The organism is Lapillicoccus jejuensis (assembly GCF_006715055.1).
Classification (GTDB): domain Bacteria; phylum Actinomycetota; class Actinomycetes; order Actinomycetales; family Dermatophilaceae; genus Lapillicoccus; species Lapillicoccus jejuensis.
Window position 1 is genome coordinate 4,024,944 of record NZ_VFMN01000001.1, and the last position, 13,531, is coordinate 4,038,474.

Annotated in this window: 14 protein-coding genes; 6 read left to right on the forward strand and 8 right to left on the reverse strand. The window is 75.9% G+C overall.

The genetic code is table 11. The annotated features are described in order from the left end of the window. Nucleotides 1-11 precede the first annotated feature (11 nt). Nucleotides 12-605 (reverse strand): SAV_6107 family HEPN domain-containing protein, encoded by a 594-nt coding sequence (locus FB458_RS18620; RefSeq protein ID WP_170185747.1) that lies wholly within the window; start codon nt 603-605, stop codon nt 12-14. Between the two features lie 47 nt (nt 606-652). After that, the gene (locus FB458_RS18625) at nt 653-1,099 is read right to left on the reverse strand and encodes a DUF6504 family protein (protein WP_246061369.1); all 447 of its coding nucleotides are present in this window, start codon (nt 1,097-1,099) and stop codon (nt 653-655) included. Between the two features lie 221 nt (nt 1,100-1,320). Between FB458_RS18625 and FB458_RS18630 the strand changes: the two genes are divergently transcribed. After that, nucleotides 1,321-1,854 carry a YbaK/EbsC family protein gene (locus tag FB458_RS18630; protein ID WP_141849817.1) on the forward strand — a complete coding sequence of 178 codons (534 nt, stop codon included), beginning with the start codon at nt 1,321-1,323 and terminating at the stop codon, nt 1,852-1,854. Nucleotides 1,855-1,884: 30 nt separating this feature from the next. On the opposite strand, the gene FB458_RS18635 is transcribed toward FB458_RS18630, so the two are convergent. Both FB458_RS18635 and metF read right to left on the reverse strand, forming a co-directional pair. Further along, entirely contained in the window at nt 1,885-2,196 is a 312-nt protein-coding gene (locus FB458_RS18635; RefSeq protein ID WP_141849818.1) for a hypothetical protein, read from the reverse strand. Nucleotides 2,197-2,264: 68 nt separating this feature from the next. Then, entirely contained in the window at nt 2,265-3,206 is a 942-nt protein-coding gene (metF, locus tag FB458_RS18640) for a methylenetetrahydrofolate reductase [NAD(P)H] (RefSeq protein ID WP_141849819.1), read from the reverse strand. A gap of 138 nt (nt 3,207-3,344) precedes the next feature. Here metF and FB458_RS18645 point away from each other — a divergent pair, with 138 nt between their 5' ends. Continuing rightward, complete coding sequence (locus FB458_RS18645; RefSeq protein WP_141850705.1) at nt 3,345-4,442, forward strand: polyprenyl synthetase family protein; 1,098 nt, start codon at nt 3,345-3,347, stop codon at nt 4,440-4,442. A gap of 43 nt (nt 4,443-4,485) precedes the next feature. Here the strand turns inward: FB458_RS18645 and FB458_RS18650 are convergent, their stop codons facing one another. The 3 genes from FB458_RS18650 to FB458_RS18660 are packed head-to-tail and all read right to left on the reverse strand — an operon-like array spanning nt 4,486 to nt 5,625. Further along, nucleotides 4,486-4,827, reverse strand: a complete 342-nt coding sequence (locus tag FB458_RS18650) for a lycopene cyclase domain-containing protein (protein WP_141849820.1) — start codon at nt 4,825-4,827, stop codon at nt 4,486-4,488. Further along, nucleotides 4,824-5,204 carry a lycopene cyclase domain-containing protein gene (locus FB458_RS18655; RefSeq protein ID WP_141849821.1) on the reverse strand — a complete coding sequence of 127 codons (381 nt, stop codon included), beginning with the start codon at nt 5,202-5,204 and terminating at the stop codon, nt 4,824-4,826. The genes FB458_RS18650 and FB458_RS18655 overlap by 4 nt, the downstream gene beginning before the upstream one ends. A 7-nt stretch (nt 5,205-5,211) precedes the next feature. Beyond that, nucleotides 5,212-5,625 (reverse strand): Rv2175c family DNA-binding protein, encoded by a 414-nt coding sequence (locus FB458_RS18660; protein WP_246061371.1) that lies wholly within the window; start codon nt 5,623-5,625, stop codon nt 5,212-5,214. Between the two features lie 154 nt (nt 5,626-5,779). On the opposite strand from FB458_RS18660, the gene FB458_RS18665 reads away from it, so the two are divergent. The 4 genes from FB458_RS18665 to FB458_RS18680 all read left to right on the forward strand — a co-directional run bounded on the left by FB458_RS18665 (nt 5,780) and on the right by FB458_RS18680 (nt 10,308). Then, on the forward strand, nt 5,780-6,742 hold the full coding sequence (locus FB458_RS18665; RefSeq protein ID WP_170185749.1) for a LysM peptidoglycan-binding domain-containing protein: 963 nt from the start codon (nt 5,780-5,782) through the stop codon (nt 6,740-6,742). 123 nt (nt 6,743-6,865) lie between these two features. Then, a complete protein-coding gene (gene pknB, locus FB458_RS18670) occupies nt 6,866-8,827 on the forward strand; it encodes a Stk1 family PASTA domain-containing Ser/Thr kinase (RefSeq protein ID WP_141849824.1) in 1,962 nt (653 codons plus the stop codon). 27 nt (nt 8,828-8,854) lie between these two features. After that, the gene (locus FB458_RS18675; RefSeq protein WP_141849825.1) at nt 8,855-9,790 is read left to right on the forward strand and encodes a DMT family transporter; all 936 of its coding nucleotides are present in this window, start codon (nt 8,855-8,857) and stop codon (nt 9,788-9,790) included. Nucleotides 9,791-9,846: 56 nt separating this feature from the next. Then, on the forward strand, nt 9,847-10,308 hold the full coding sequence (locus tag FB458_RS18680) for a DUF4440 domain-containing protein (RefSeq protein WP_141849826.1): 462 nt from the start codon (nt 9,847-9,849) through the stop codon (nt 10,306-10,308). Nucleotides 10,309-10,311: 3 nt separating this feature from the next. Here FB458_RS18680 and FB458_RS21475 read toward each other — a convergent pair whose 3' ends face one another. Further along, the gene (locus FB458_RS21475) at nt 10,312-13,527 is read right to left on the reverse strand and encodes a molybdopterin-binding protein (protein ID WP_170185750.1); all 3,216 of its coding nucleotides are present in this window, start codon (nt 13,525-13,527) and stop codon (nt 10,312-10,314) included. Between the last annotated feature and the right edge of the window lie 4 nt (nt 13,528-13,531).

The following is a 13,531-nucleotide window of genomic DNA, read 5'->3' on the forward strand; positions in this document are numbered from 1 at the left end:
GGCTCCCCCGGTCAGGTCGGGAGACCCGGCCGGCGGCCGGAGGGGGTGGCGGAGGTGGTGGGTGCGGTGTGCCCGCCGTGGGCCGCGCGGCCGCCCGTGCGGGCCGGGAGCGGGGCGAGCGCGAGGGGGGCGAGGTAGTCCGGCAGCGGCTGGGCCCGGGGCAGGCCGAGGACGTCCTGGACGATCTCGAGGAAGGTCTCGGCCTGGCGCAGCAGGTCGTCGGACTCGCGGGCGCTCGGGGCGCCGCCGCGCTCGACGACGACCCGTCGGCGCGCCGACCCGGCGAAGAAGGCCGCCCACTCGGCCAGGTCGGGGGCCACGGCCGGCAGCACCTCCCAGACGCTGCGCGGGCGCGAGCGCCCGGTCGGCGCGCTGCGCGCGGCGAGCAGGGCCGCCGCGGCCCGCAGCGCCCCGAGGTGCGCCTCGATGTAGCGCTCGGCCGAGTCGCCGGTGCGGCAGGCCAGCAGCAGGCTGGCCCGGGACCGGTCGAGCAGGTCGAGGACCGGGGTGGCCACCGGCGGACGCCGCCCGTCGCCGAGGGTCGCGGTGCCCACCCGGGCCGGCCGCGGCGCGGCCGCCCGGGGACTGGTGTGGTGGGTGCTCATCGCTCTCCTCGGTCGGGGTGGGGTGGGTGGGTCGGCCGGGGTGGTGGTCAGTCGGAGACGCCGACGAGCACCCACTCCGGCTCACCGGGCTGCGGCGCGTCGTCGTGGACGAGGTCGAAGACCCCCACCCCGGCGAGCCGGCCGGGCCCGGCCTCGACGCGCCACACGTGCTGCTCCCGCGACGCGACGGCGATGCCGGTGGCCTGCCCGGGGCGCGGGTCGAGCGCGTCGCGCCACCAGGCACGGCGCTGTCGCCATCGGCCGAGGACGCGACGGACGACGTACAGCCGGTCGTGCCAGATGAAGGCCTGCGGGGCGAGGACCGGCTCGGCCTCGGACCCGGCCGGGGTGCCGGGCGGGGCGTCCACGCCGATGACGACCGGCTCGACGGGCTCGACGGGCCCGACGCCCTGCTCGTCCTGCTCGCCGGGCTCGGTGGCCGGCGCGGTGACGCGCACCGACCGGACGTCGACGGGATCGTGGTACCGGCGCATGACGGCATCGCCCCTTCCGCGGGCAGCTCTCGGGCATGGTGGGATGAGGGCGGGGACCCGGTCCTGCGACCGGGGGGACCCGCCGTGCGAACGCTCCTCGACCCACCGGGGTCGAACACCTGTTCGATGTCTCCACGGTACAGCCGCCCTCGGACAGCGTGTCAAGCGACGACGGGGACCGTTCTCCTTCCTGCGACCCGCGCGCCCACTACCGTCGGGCCATGACGCCGCCGGAGCCCCTCGCGACGGCGGACGACGACGCCGCGGTGCGCGCCAGCGCCTCGGTCCAGCGGGTCGTCACCGCCCTGCACGAGCTGCTCGTCGACCGCGACGTCACGGTGCTCACGGGTTCGGCCCGGACGGCCGCCGAGGCGGCCGAGCAGCTCGGCGTCGAGGTCGGCCAGATCGCCAGCTCGCTCGTGTTCGCCCTGCGCGAGGAGCCCGGCTCGGAGCCGGTCCCCGTGCTCGTCCTCACCTCCGGCGCGCACCGGGTCGACACCGTCAAGGTCGCCGACGTCCTCGAGGTCGCCGCGCTCGACCGCGCCGACCCGGCGACCGTGCGCGAGGCGACCGGCTTCGCCATCGGCGGCGTCGCCCCCGTCGGCCACCTGCACCCGATGCGGACCTTCGTCGACATCGCCCTGTCCCGCTGGCCCACCGTCTGGGCGGCGGCCGGGCACCCGCGGGCGGTCTTCGCGACGTCGTACGACGAGCTGCTGCGCCTGACCGGCGGCCAGTCCGTCGAGGTCGTCTGATCATTCAGGACGCCTCTTCGTCCCGACGGGCTAGATCGGGGAGTCGGACTCCGCGGGGCTGAGGCGCAGCCACCCACCGGGGTCGGTGAACGCGCCCAGGACGCCTCCCACGATCCGGCACTCGAGGTCGACGTCGTGCTCTCCGGCAGTGATGTCGAACGCCGGGCTGGACATGAAGCTCATGCGCACCTGGACGGCGTGCGCCCCGGGGGACACCTCGATGTCGACGGTCCGACCGTTACGCAGCTTCGCTCTTCGCTCACCGTCGACGAGGACCGTGAACGTCCGTACGGCGGAGTTGTAGGCGTTCTGCCGGTGGACCCGGACTCGTCGGACGCTCACCCGGGCCTCCTTTCGTCGGTCGGCACCCGGTCGCCATCCGCCCCGGGCCGCTGCTCAGTGAACCACCGTCAGTGCGCGGCGGTGACCCCGAGGTTCTCCCACACCTGCAGGGTCGCGGGCGAGCGGTTCATCGTGATGAGGTGCAGCCCCGGTGCGCCCTCGGCGAGCAGTCGCTGCGCGAGCTCGGTCGTGATCTCGACGCCGACCTCGCGGACGGCCTCGGGGTCGTCGCCCGCCGCCTCGAGCCGGTCGGTCACCGACCGCGGGACGGGCTGACCGGACAGCTCGGTCATCCGGGCGAGCTGGCGCACCGAGGTGACCGGCATGAGCCCGGGGACGATCGGCAGGTCGCGGCCTCGGGCGGCGACCCGGTCGCGCAGGGCCAGGTAGGCCTCGACGGTGAAGAAGAACTGCGTGATGGCGAACTCCGCGCCCGCGTCGGCCTTGCGCACGAGCACGTCGGCGTCGTGGTCGAGGTCCGGGCTCTCCGGGTGCCGGTCGGGGAACGCGGCGACACCGACGGTGAACGGCCCGAGCGAGCGGGTCAGGGCGACGAGCTCCTCGGCGTGGTCGAGCCCCTCTGGGTGGCGCACCCACTCCTCCCCCGGGCCGCCCGGCGGGTCGCCGCGCAGCGCGAGGAGGTTGGTGATGCCGGCGGCCGAGAACGCGCCGACGACCGAGCGCAGCTCGGTCATCGAGTGCCCGACGCAGGTGAGGTGCGCGAGCGGCAGCAGGGTCGTCTCGCGGGCGATCCGCTCGGTTACCCGGACGGTGCGATCGCGGGTCGAGCCCCCCGCGCCGTAGGTCACCGACACGAACGACGGGTGCCGCTTCTCCAGCCGGCGCACCGTGTCCCACAGCGTGGCCTCGGCCTCGTCGGTCCTCGGCGGGAAGAACTCGACGCTGATGCTCGGCTCGGGCGCCGCGAGCGCCTGCGGGATCGACCGGGTCGTCGGGGCCGACGTCGGGGCGGTCGTCGGGGCGGTCGTCGTGGCGGTGGGGACCGACATGACGACCAGCCTAGGTGCGCGCCGGGACGCCGTACGGTGCACCGCCGGTCCGGCTGTCAGCGGTGAGCCGTACGCTGGGGGCTCGCCGCCGACCGGGTCCTGACCCCCGGCCCGACGACCGGAGGACCTGTGCCCGTGCTGCCCGACCCGCTGGACCGGTCCGACCTGCGCGCGCGCGTCCAGGCCGTCGTCGACGCCGAGATCGCCCACCAGCGCTCGGTGCTCGCCCCGGTGGGGGCCGACCTCGACCCGCTCGTCGACGCCGTGGCCCACCTGCTCGTCGGCGGCAAGCGGCTGCGCGCGGGCTTCCTCTACTGGGGCTACCGCCTCGCCGGGCGGCCCGACTCCGACGCGCTGGTCCGGATGGCGACGGCCATGGAGCTGTTCCAGGCCGCGGCCCTGCTGCACGACGACGTCATGGACCGCAGCGACACCCGCCGCGGCCGTCCGACCGCCCACCGGGCGCTCGCCGCGCGGCACCGCGAGGCCGGGTGGTCCGGCCCGAGCGACCGCTTCGGCGAGGGCGGCGCCATCCTCGCCGGCGACCTGTGCCTGCAGTGGACCGACGAGCTCGTCGCCACCTGCGGCCTGCCCCCGCAGGACGTGGCCCGGGCCCGGACCACCTTCGACACGATGCGCACCCAGCTGATGGGCGGGCAGTACCTCGACCTGCTCGAGTCGGCCCGCGGCTGGGACGGCCTCGACCTCGACGCCCGGATCGCCTCGGTGCGCCGGGTCGTGCGCTTCAAGAGCGCGAAGTACACGATCGAGCACCCGCTGCTCATCGGCGCCACCGCCGGCGGGCTCCCGGCCCCGGTCCTCGACGCGCTCTCCCGCTACGGCCTGGCCCTCGGCGAGGCGTTCCAGCTGCGCGACGACGTGCTCGGGGTCTTCGGCGACCCCGCCCGCACCGGCAAGCCCGCCGGCGACGACCTGCGCGAGGGCAAGCGCACGCTGCTCGTGGCCCACGCCCTCGACCGCGCCGACACCGACCAGGCCGCCCTCGTCGACAAGCTGCTCGGCCGCCCCGACCTCGACGACGCGGGCGTCGCCGAGCTGCGCGACGTGCTGCGCGCGACCGGCGCCGTCGACGCCGTCGAGGCGGACATCACCGACCTCGCCGCGCAGGCGGCCGCGGTTGTCGACGAGCTGCGCCAGGGCCCGGCGGCCCTGGACGACGAGGCGCTGCAGGTGCTGCGCGACCTCGTCGCGGTCTGCACCGCCCGCGACACCTGAGCGACACCTGAGCGACGACTCAGTTGATGCGGACCGACGCGCGTCAGCCGTCGCGGTCGCCGTCCCGCTCGCGCCGGCCCCACCAGGTCCACAGCACGCAGGTCAGCAGCACGAGCGCGAAGCCGAAGCCGAGGTCCTCGACGGGGGCGTAGGCGATCCGGCCGTGCCCGAGCAGGACGACCTGCCCGTCGCCGATCGTCGCGGCCGGGTCGTAGGTGACGATCCGCCGGCCGGTCAGCCAGCCGTTGGTCAGCAGCTGGAAGACGACGACGATGACGTAGGACAGCCACCACCGGCGCGTCGTCACCAGGCGCGTGCGCAGGACGGCGAGGTCGACGACGAGCGCGACGACGACCCCGAGCAGCGACGCGGTCGTGTAGGTCACGACCGGCCCCCGCGGGTCGGGCGGCGCAGCAGCCGGTCGACCGCCGGCGCCCAGCGGCGCGGGACGAGACCGTCGCGCAGGACGGTGCCGACGGCCTCGTACGTGATGAGACCGGCGAGCGGGACGACGAGGAAGAAGCCGAGCTCCTCCAGCGGCAGCCCCGCGACCCGCGGCGCGAGGACCTGCGCGGCGTCGAAGGCCCAGTGCCCGGCGTGGGTCGCCACGACGTCCCAGGCGACGAAGACGACCGCCACCGGCAGGATCGACAGCGCGAGGCGCCGCGGACGGGTGAAGAGCCTCAGCCGGTACGCCCGGACGAGGGGCAGGACGCAGACGAGGACCGCGACGAGCATCGCCGCGTAGGCGAGATGGCGCACGGGCCGGTCAGAACGCGAGGATCTGGGCCCGGCGACGGACCTCCGTCTTGAACCCCGCCTCCAGCGCGTCCATCGGCGCACCGTCCACCGACAGCGCGTCGTCGGGCGTGAACAGCCAGCGGATGACCTCGAGGTCGTTCATCCCGCCGTCCGCGAGCAGGGTGAAGGTGCCGCGCAGCTCGGGTCGCGGTCCCTCGTCGCCGACGAACCGGGCGGGGATCGAGGCGACGCCGCGCTCGCCGAAGCGCAGCGTCAGCAGCTCGCGGTCGGCCACCCACTGGCGCACCCGCGAGAGCGGCACGCCGCAGCGCTCGGCGACGTCGGGGACGGTCGTCCACGCGCCCACGAGGTCGACGACCTCTTGCACCTCGGACGGGTCGGGCGGCGGCGGGGCGGCGGACGGGCGGGACGGAGGGACCACGCACGACAGCGTAGGCCGTGGCCCCATCCCGTCCCGCGCTCGCCTCGCCACCTCCGCGCGGTTCTCGGTATGGTCGACGGCGGCCCATCCGTCACACCAGCCCCGCCCGCCCCATCCGTCACCCCTCGATCGCCCCCGACCCGAAGGACCCCGCGTGGCCCCCGCCCTCCCCGCCCAGCCGCCCTCCGCCGTCGCGGCCGTCACCAGCGTCGCGAGCGCCGTCCCGTCCGCCGTCCCCACCGGCTGGCAGCAGTACACCGTCCGCTCGGGCGACACGCTCTGGGACATCGCCCGCCGCGCGCACACGACGACCAGCGCGGTCGTCACGGCCAACCGGCTGCCGGCCGGCGGTCGCCTGCTCCAGCCCGGCCAGGTCGTCCTCGTCCCCACCGCCGCCGGCCCGGTCGTGGCCCGCCCCGCCGCGCCCGCGGCGTCACCGAGCCCCGCGCCGGCGACCACGCCCGCCACCACGACGACGTACGTCGTCCGCCCGGGCGACACGCTCTCGACGATCGCGACCCACCTCGGTGTCAGCCAGGCGTCGCTGGCCAAGGCGAACGGCCTGCGGGCGCCGTACCTGCTCGTCACCGGGCGCACCCTCACCGTCGTGCGCGCGGTGTCCGCCGCGCCGGTCCCCGGGCCGACGAGCCTGGCCGGGCGCACCTACCCCGCCGACACCGTCGCGGCCGCCGACCGCTCGCGCGGCCTGCTGGCCGCCGCCCCGGCCCCCAGCCGCACGCAGGTGCGGGCGATCATCGAGGCCACGGCCCGCCAGTACGGCGTCGACCCGCGCCTGGCCCTCGCCGTCGGCTACCTCGAGTCGGGGTGGAACCAGCGGATGGTCTCCCCCGCCAACGCCGTCGGCGCGATGCAGGTCATCCCCGACGCCGGCCAGTGGGCCTCGCAGCTCGCGGGGCGCCCCCTGAACCTGCTCGACGCGCACGACAACGCGGTCGCCGGGGTCGTCATCCTGCGCGCGCTCACGCGCTCGGCCGACTCGCTCGACCAGGCCGTGGCCGGGTACTACCAGGGGCTGGCCTCGGTGCGCGCCCACGGGATGTACGACGACACGAAGGCCTACGTCGCGCACGTCACGGCCCTCATGCCCCGCGTCTGACCGATCCCGTCCCCTCCCGGCGTGACCGACGGGGGCGGGCGATCCCTGTGACGCGTGTGACGCGTGGGATCGCTGGGGCCAGCCTGCACGGGATCCCCGGCCGGCCCGCCTAGACTCGCCCCCATGTCGACGGGCACCTGGCCGGGCGTGCAGCCGGTCGTCGGGCGTCTGCTCGACGGCCGCTACCGCGTGCTCGAGCACCTCGCCGACGGCGGGATGGCCTCGGTCTGGCTCGCCGTCGACGAGCGCCTCGACCGCGAGGTCGCGGTCAAGCTGCCCCGTCGCGACCTCGTCTCCGACCCGACGTTCGCCAGCCGCTTCCGCCGCGAGGCCCGCTCCGCGGCGCGGCTCGGGCACCCGCACGTCGTGTCGGTCCACGACCAGGGCGAGGACGACGGCGACCTCTTCCTCGTCATGGAGTACGTCCCCGGCCGCACCCTGCGCGAGCTCGTCACCGCCGAGGGCCCGCTGCCGGCCCGCCGCGCGCTCGACCTGCTCGACGGGCTCCTGCAGGCCCTCGACGCGGCCCACGCCACCGGTCTGATCCACCGTGACGTCAAGCCCGAGAACGTCCTCATCCGCCCCGACGGGCTGGTCAAGGTCGCCGACTTCGGGCTGGCCCGCGCCGTCACGGCGGCCACGACGACGAACGCGTCGGGCACCCTCATGGGCACCGTCGCCTACCTGTCCCCCGAGCAGGTCGAGCGCGGCATCGCCGACGCCCGCTCCGACGTCTACGCCGCCGGCCTCGTCCTGTTCGAGCTGCTGACCGGGCGCAAGGCCTTCGAGGGCGACTCCCCCATCTCGATCGCCTACCAGCACGTGCACGGCTCGGTCCCCGCCCCGTCGAGCCTGGTCCCCTCGGTCCCCGCGGAGCTCGACGCGCTCGTCGCGCTCGGCACCGCCCGCGACCCCGACCAGCGCCCGACGGGCGCCGGTGACTACCTCGTCGAGCTGCGCCGGGTCCGTCGCGACCTCGGGACCGCCGAGCTCGACGTCCGCCCCGTCCGGCGCGCGCTCGCCGCCCCGACGACCGCGGTCCCGACCGCCCGCCCGACCACCGACCAGGGCGGCGCGACCGGGCCGGTCGGCCACCCGACGACCCGCCTGCCGCGCACCGGGCACGACGGCGACACCGACGCCATGACGCCGTACGGCGACCCGGCGCACCCCGGCGAGCACCCCGGCGGGCGCCCCGCCCGCCGTCGCTGGCCCGCGGTCGCCGCCCTGCTCGCCCTGCTCGTCGCCGCCGGCGGCGGCGCCGGGTGGTGGTTCACCCTCGGCCCCGGCGGGATGACCCAGGTCCCGCGGGTCGCGACGCTCGACCAGGGCGCGGCCACGGCGGCGCTGGCCTCCGCCGACCTCGGCGTGACGACGGAGGAGACGTTCAGCGAGACGGTCGCCGCGGGCACCGTCGTCGCGAGCGTCCCCGCGGTCGGTGCCGAGGTGCACAAGCACAGCAGCGTGCGGCTCGTCGTCTCCCGCGGCACCGAGCGGTACGGCGCCCCGGGACTGGTCGGCACCGCGGCCTCCGCGGCGCAGGGCACCCTCGAAGCCGGCCACCTGCGGCTCGGCGCGGTGACGCAGACCTGGAGCGAGACCGTCGCCGCCGGCACGATCGTCTCGCAGGACCCCCCGCCCGGCGGCCAGCTCAAGCCGGGCACGCCCGTCGCGGTCGTCGTCAGCCAGGGCCGCCAGCCGATCCAGGTCGCCGACTGGACCGGCAAGCCCGCCGACGACGCCACCTCCGCGCTCACGCAGGCCGGCATCAAGGTCGTCACCGGCACCGCGGTCAACTCCGACACCGTCGCGCAGGGCTCGGTCGTCAGCCAGACCCCCGGTGCCTCGACGCTGCACAAGGGCGACACGGTGACGATCGTCGTGTCCAAGGGCCCCGTCATGGTCGCGGTCCCCCAGGTCGTCGGCAAGCAGCGCGACGAGGCGACGCAGCTGCTCAAGGCGGCCGGCTTCCAGGTCGCCTACCAGGAGATCCTCGGCGGCTTCTTCGGCACCGTGCGCGGCTCCGACCCCGGCGCGGGGACGATGGTGCGCAAGGGGTCCACGGTGACCCTCACCATCGTCTGACCCGGCCCGTCTGACAGGCTCGGGAGCGTGACCGCCGCCGCCCCGACCGACACCGGGCGTCGTACCCGCCTGCTTGCCACCGTCCTGCTCGTCGCCCTCACGGCCGTGTGGGGCTCGACGTTCTTCCTCATCCGCGACCTCGTCAGGACCGTGCCGCCGCTGGACTTCCTCGCGCTGCGGTTCACCATCGCCGCGGTCCTCATGGTCGTCGTCTTCTGGCGGCCGCTGCGCGCGCTCGGACGGCGCGAGTGGGCGGCCGGAGCGGCGCTCGGGCTCCTGTACGGCGTCGCGCAGGTCCTGCAGACCATCGGCCTGGCCCACACCGACGCCTCGGTCTCGGGCTTCATCACCGGCCTGTACGTCGTCCTCACCCCCGTCCTGTCGGCGCTGCTGCTGCGCGAGCGGGTCGGGGCGCCGACCTGGGTGGCCGTGCTCCTGTCGACGGGCGGCCTGGCGGTGCTGTCGCTGCGCGGCGTGTCGGTGGGCACCGGGGAGGCCCTCACGCTGGCGTGCGCGGTCGTCTACGCGCTGCACATCATCGGTCTCGGCCGCTGGTCGACCCCGCGGCACGCCACCGGGATGTCGGCGGTGCAGATGATCGTCATCGCCGCGGTGAGCCTCGTCGGCGCCGTCCCCGGCGGGATCACCTGGCCGCAGGGGGGCGGGCAGTGGGCGTCGGTGCTCTACATGGCGACGGCGGCCGGGGTGCTCGCGCTGTGGGCGCAGACCTGGGCGCAGGCCCGGCTGACCGCGACCCGCGCGGCCATCGTCATGACCCTCGAGCCGGTCTTCGCCGCGCTCTTCGCGGTGCTCTTCGGCGGTGAGGACCTCACCGCACGGCTGCTGCTCGGCGGCGTCCTCGTCGTCGCCGCGATGTACGTCGTCGAGCTCGGCGGCCGGTGGACGCCGCGGCGCGGGCGCGAGCCGGTCGCCGTCGAGGCGCTGCACCACGAGGCGGGCTGACCGGTCAGGGTCCTCGGTCCCCTCCCCGGCGGCGCAGGACGCCGTACGGTGCCTGCGTGAGCCTTACCGGGACCCCGCTCGTCACCGATCCCGACCCGGTCGACGTCACCGCCGTCGAGCACGTCGTCGGCGTGTTCTTCGCCGCCTTCACCTCCGGGCCCGACCTCGACGACCGGCTCGACGACCTGCGCTCGGTGCTGCACCCGCGGGCCGTCGTCGTGCGCACCTGCGGGCAGCCGGTGGAGGTGTACGACGTCGAGTCGTTCCTCGCGCCGCGCCGGACCCTGCTCGCCTCGGGCCGGCTGCGCGACTTCCGCGAGTGGCCGACCGGCGGCCGGGTCGACGTCGTCGGCGACCTGGCTCAGTGGTTCGGCACCTACGAGAAGGCGTGGGTCGAGGGCGGTGTGGAGTACGCCGGCCGCGGCGCCAAGTCCGTGCAGCTCGCCCGGCTGCCCGAGGGCTGGCGGATCACCGCGGCCATCTGGGACGACGAGCGCGAGGGCGTGGCGCTGCCCTGAGCGTCAGGGCGCGTAGTACCCCTGCAGGTCGAGGACGATGTCGAGCGTGCCGGCGGAGCCGTTGGTCACCGTGAGCCGGCCCTGCCCGTCGACCTTGACGATCGTCGCCCCGGCCGTGGCCCGCCCCGCGACGAAGTTGACCGACGACGTCCCCGGACGGGGCAGGCCGGTCGGGTAGGCGACAAGGTAGCCCGAGGTGGACGGCGCGACCGCCGTGAGGTTGACCGCGACCGCGGTCGTGCCGAGCGGCAGCCCCGGGACCGTGACGGTGACCGACTGCCCGGCGGCCAGCCGTCCGAGCGGGGCACCGAGCCCGGTCCGGCTGTCCAGCACGCGGGTGGGGGTCACCGCCGTGAGCCGTGCTCCGTCCGGGCCGTAGTAGCCGAGCAGGTCGGCGACGGCGTCGACCGTGCCGGGGCCGCCGTGCCAGAGCTGGAGCCGCGAGAGCGTCGAGGAGGGGAGGTCGACGACGGCGAGGTTCGCGACGTTCCGCCCGGCCGGGAAGTTGACGTTGGAGGTCGTCGGCCGGGTGGCCGTGTCGTCCGTGGTGAGCGACAGGTAGCCGGGCGCGGTCGCGCGGGTCGCCACCACGCCGAGGGCGAGGGAACGGACCGGTCGCTCCGGTCCGCTCAGCTCCGACGGCAGCAGCGTCCACAGGGAGGAGCTGACACCGGCGTCCACGCCGATGGGCCCCCGGACGCCACCGGTCCCCGTGCGGCTGTCGACGAGCCGCACCGGGTCCGTCGGGGTGAAGCAATCTCCCGCCGACGGCGTGAACCACCCCTGGAGGTCCGCGACGACGTCGACGCTGCCCGCGGCGTCGTACACCGCGACCCGGCCGCCGGGGGCGACCCGCACCGTGACGAGGTTGGCCAGCGGGAGCGCGTCGGTGACGTTGAGGTTGGAGACGGTGGGGCGGACGGCGTCGGCCGGGTGCACGGTGAGGTACGTCGGTGAGGTGGCGCCGACGGCGGTGAGGTTGAGGGTGACGGCCGTCGCGTCGGCCGGGAGCCCCGGGACGGTGAGGACCAGGCTGCGCCCACCCGTGAGCCGGCCCCGGGGGGCGCCGACGCCGGTGCGGGTGTCGAGGACCCGCCGGGTCGGGGTGCTGACGAACTGCCCGGTGGACGCCGTCCAGCCGCGGACCGCGGTGCTGGTCGTGCCGTCGGGGGCGGTGGCGGTGACCACGAGGGTGTGTCGACCGGACACGCCGGCGGGGGCGGTCCACGAGGAGCCGCACGGCAGTGGCGCACCCGCGTCCGAGGCGCAGGTCGCCGTCGTCCCCGCGGGGAGGTTCGTCAGGTCCACCCCGTAGGTGGGCCGGTCGCTCGGCCCGGAGGCGGAGAGGACCGGGCCAGGGCCGGTCACGACCGTGTGGTCGGCGGAGCGCGGACCAGGGGTGCTGAGTGCGTAGCCCGACGAGGTGCCGTCCGCGGCCACGGTGACCTCGTGGGCGCCGTACAGGTCGGGGGCGAGCACGAGGTGGCGCGCGTCGCGGAAGACCACGTCGGGCGACGTCGTCGGCAGGTCGTGCGGCGCGCCGAAGTGCAGCGTGCGCGGGTCGAACGACCGCAGCTGCGTCGGGGCGCCGGTGTCGGGCGAGAAGGAGCCGACCGCCACGAGCCGGGCGTCGGGCGACAGGGTGAACCGGGCCGCGTTGATCCCGGTGTGCACGAGCGGCCCGCCGAGCAGGTCGACGAGGACCAGCTCGACGCCGTTGAGCTGTGCAACGAGCAGGGTGCGGCCGTCGGGCAGGAGGGCCGCGTCGCCGAAGCCGACGAACCCGATGTTGCGGCACCGCACCGGGCCGGTAGCCAGCGCCGAGGCCCAGCAGACGTCGCCGATCTGGCTGCCCTTCCAGACGACGGTCGCGCCGTCGGCGGAGACGGCCAGGGGCACGCCGACGGACCGGTAGAGCACCGGTGGGGCGACGGTGCCCGACGCGCGGGTGACCCGAGCGACGTCGACGCCGCCGGTGCCCGGTCGGGACACGAGGACCGTGGACCCGTCCGCGGCGGCGACCGCCGAGGTGATCCCGGGCAGCACCGCGATCGACCCGGTCGCGAGGTCCTGCGCGGCGATGCCTGGCGACGTACTGTCCCACCAGGCCCGCAGCAGGTAGCTGCGGCCGCCCCAGGAGACGGGCGACGTCGTGGCTACCGGGCTGGTGAAGCCGGCCGCCGTGGTGAGGCTGGCCCGCACGAGGAGGGTGGGGCTGCCCGCCGGCCACGGGACCGTGACCGAGTCCGTGGCGCGGGGCGCGGCCACCGACGTGACGACCGACCAGGTGCGGCCCCCGTCTGTGCTCCGCGAGACGTCCACTCTCTGCGGGAGGGCGCCCCCGTCGTCGGCGGACAGCGTCCAGGTGAGGACGGCGCCGAGGACGGTCGAGGCCGCCGAGACGGTCGGGGCCCCCGGCGTGCCGACCCCGTTGGAGCGGAGGGGGGCGACGACCGGGCTACCGCGGTCGCCCAGGTACAGCAGGGCGGCGGACAGCATGGTGTGCCGCGGCGTGAAGACGAGGTCGACGGTGCAGGTGGCGCCCGGGTCGAGAGGGGTCGTGGCCAAGCACGTCGTCGAGTCGGCGACGGCGTAGTCGACCGGCTGCCCGCCCATCGACCGCAGCGAGAGGGTGACGAGAGCCGGCGTCGGCCCGGCGTTGCGCACCGTGACCGCGGGAACGGTCCTCGACTGCCCGACGACGGTGCTCCCGGTGGGCAGGGTCGTGGCCACCAGACCCGACCAGGGCACGTCGCTGGCGATGCGGACGAAGCCCGCGCGCTGCCCGCCGTCGGCCAGCTCGACGTCCCAGGCGGCGGCCAGACTGGTCATGGTGCCGCCGCCGTCCCGGGTCAGCGCGAGGATCGACAGGGTCCCGCCGACGACGGGCGGGGCGGCGGAACCCATCGTGAGGTTCACCCGGCCCACGGCCGGGACGTCACCCACGGTCCACGCGTCGACCCCCTGCAGCGCGACGCCGACGACCGAGCCGCTGAGCCACAGCGAGTGCGAGTCCGGCCCGGTGGCGGCGCTCGTCCCCGGCTTGTCCCAGAACGAGGCGGCGGGGTCGACGCCGGTGAACCAGCCGCCGTCGATCGTCCGCGACGCTCCGAGGACCACGACCGGCGGCGCCGCCGACGCGGCCGTGGCGGGCAGCGTCGTCGCCAGGAGCGCCAGGACGACGACCCACACCAGACCGGCCAGACGTCGCGCGGACATCGTC

Excerpts from the sequence above, each read along its gene's own strand:
- FB458_RS18630 (WP_141849817.1), top strand. The coding sequence starts at position 1,321 with ATGACGCCGCCGGAGCCCCTCGCGACGGCGGACGACGACGCCGCGGTG.
- FB458_RS21475 (WP_170185750.1), bottom strand. The coding sequence starts at position 13,527 with ATGTCCGCGCGACGTCTGGCCGGTCTGGTGTGGGTCGTCGTCCTGGCG.
- metF (WP_141849819.1), bottom strand. The coding sequence starts at position 3,206 with ATGTCGGTCCCCACCGCCACGACGACCGCCCCGACGACCGCCCCGACG.
- pknB (WP_141849824.1), top strand. The coding sequence starts at position 6,866 with ATGTCGACGGGCACCTGGCCGGGCGTGCAGCCGGTCGTCGGGCGTCTG.
- FB458_RS18625 (WP_246061369.1), bottom strand. The coding sequence starts at position 1,099 with ATGCGCCGGTACCACGATCCCGTCGACGTCCGGTCGGTGCGCGTCACC.
- FB458_RS18620 (WP_170185747.1), bottom strand. The coding sequence starts at position 605 with ATGAGCACCCACCACACCAGTCCCCGGGCGGCCGCGCCGCGGCCGGCC.